The following is a 1,426-nucleotide window of genomic DNA, read 5'->3' as shown; positions in this document are numbered from 1 at the left end:
TAATGCCAGTCAGTTAAGCTGACTGGCATTTTTATTTCTGATCGGATACTTCGGTGATTTCAGCCGAATCGTCCGAGGATAAACGCGCTCCTCACGTCGATGCGGCAACACGTAGTGCGGCGCTGAAGCATGAAGCTCGGCCAAATACTTGGGGATGTTCCCGGAACGGTCGGCGGAGACGCTGTTGATAAACCCGAGAATCGCCCAAGTGCAGGCGGTAAAGCTCATTTCGCACGGGTAAATGCCAGGACAGTGGCGGCTCATTTCCACCATCTGATAGCGCAACAAGTTGTAGCCCAACAACACGCCCCACAGCTCTTGCTCGATCATCTCGGGCGTCTTGCTGCGCAGCGTATAACTGCTGTTGAGCAGCGTCTGTTTCATCTCCCGAAATCCGAGTTCGATCTCCCATCGCTGGCTGTACAGATCGACGATTTCGTCGGATGGAAAGCGCAGCGGATCGACCATCGACGTCAGGATCTGACACACCTTGCCCTTGATGGTTTTGCTCAGCAGTCGCGCGGTCAGCCGCTCCGGCAACCCAGGCCATTGCTTGCAGGCCTGCGGCGAAGTACTCAGCGAAACAATCGCATCCTGGCGCCCAAAACGCTGGATCACCTCGTACTGCGAGCCTTTTTTCAGCGGCATCAGCCAGTGGCGTTCGACGCCTGCTTGCTGCCATTGATGCAATAAACCCAAGGAGTAAAAACCACGATCAAACAGCGTTAGCGAGTGATCGGGGGTGGTTTCGATCAGTTGCTCGGCCAGTTTCATTTCGTTGCTGCGGTAGCCGTCAAACGCACTTCCAATCAGCAAATGGCTGGTCAACTCCATTTGGCAGACCATGCGCACCTGAGGAAAACCGGTGTCGCCATGCTGGTTGCTGGCGGAGTCATAGCGCGCCCGATTTTCCGGCGTGTCGGGTGTGCGCCAGACAACGCCATCGACGCCCAACAAACGCAGACCGGCCCAAGTCGGATGACCGGCCGCCTCATGCCAACTTTTCTGGGTCAAATCGAAGACTTGTCGTACAGCTTCGCTGCCCAATCTCTGACGGGCCTGGACTACGGCGCTGGGGGCCACCAACGGGCGCTGGCCCGGCAACATGATGTTCATGCGACTGACCACATCCCAGGCAGACATGCGCCGGAAGAACGCCATGGAAATCACGCACCAGAGCATCATTTCCAGCGGCAAACGACGTTTGCGCAGCGTCGCCACACCGGCTTGTTCAAGCGCCTGTTCGACCAAAGAAGGATCGAGCAAGGCATCCAATCCCTCGATGGCGTTGGGGGTAGAGGCGATGTTGTGGGTCAGTTCCAGTGCCCGAGCAAGACGCATAAAAAAATCCGATGCCAGTATAGGCATCGGATTTTGATTTCTTGCGGCCAAAGGTCAAGCGAGAAGGCTTAACTGACTGGCATTA

The 1,426-nt window shown here is 56.2% G+C and carries 1 protein-coding gene; it reads right to left on the bottom strand.

What is annotated here, in order from left to right; genetic code table 11:
* Positions 1–9: 9 nt before the first annotated feature.
* The gene (locus tag ACFZPT_RS26510; protein WP_034114638.1) at positions 10–1,341 is read right to left on the bottom strand and encodes an IS4 family transposase; all 1,332 of its coding nucleotides are present in this window, start codon (positions 1,339–1,341) and stop codon (positions 10–12) included.
* Between the last annotated feature and the right edge of the window lie 85 nt (positions 1,342–1,426).

The organism is Pseudomonas sp. MD330_10 (assembly GCF_042610415.1).
Classification (GTDB): domain Bacteria; phylum Pseudomonadota; class Gammaproteobacteria; order Pseudomonadales; family Pseudomonadaceae; genus Aquipseudomonas; species Aquipseudomonas rhodesiae.
The sequence above is the reverse complement of the archived record's forward strand: the minus strand, read 5'-3'. Positions and strand labels throughout refer to the sequence as shown.

What these genes read in the sequence shown, in the direction of transcription:
- ACFZPT_RS26510 (WP_034114638.1), bottom strand. Translation starts at nt 1,341, where the DNA reads ATGCGTCTTGCTCGGGCACTGGAACTGACCCACAACATCGCCTCTACC.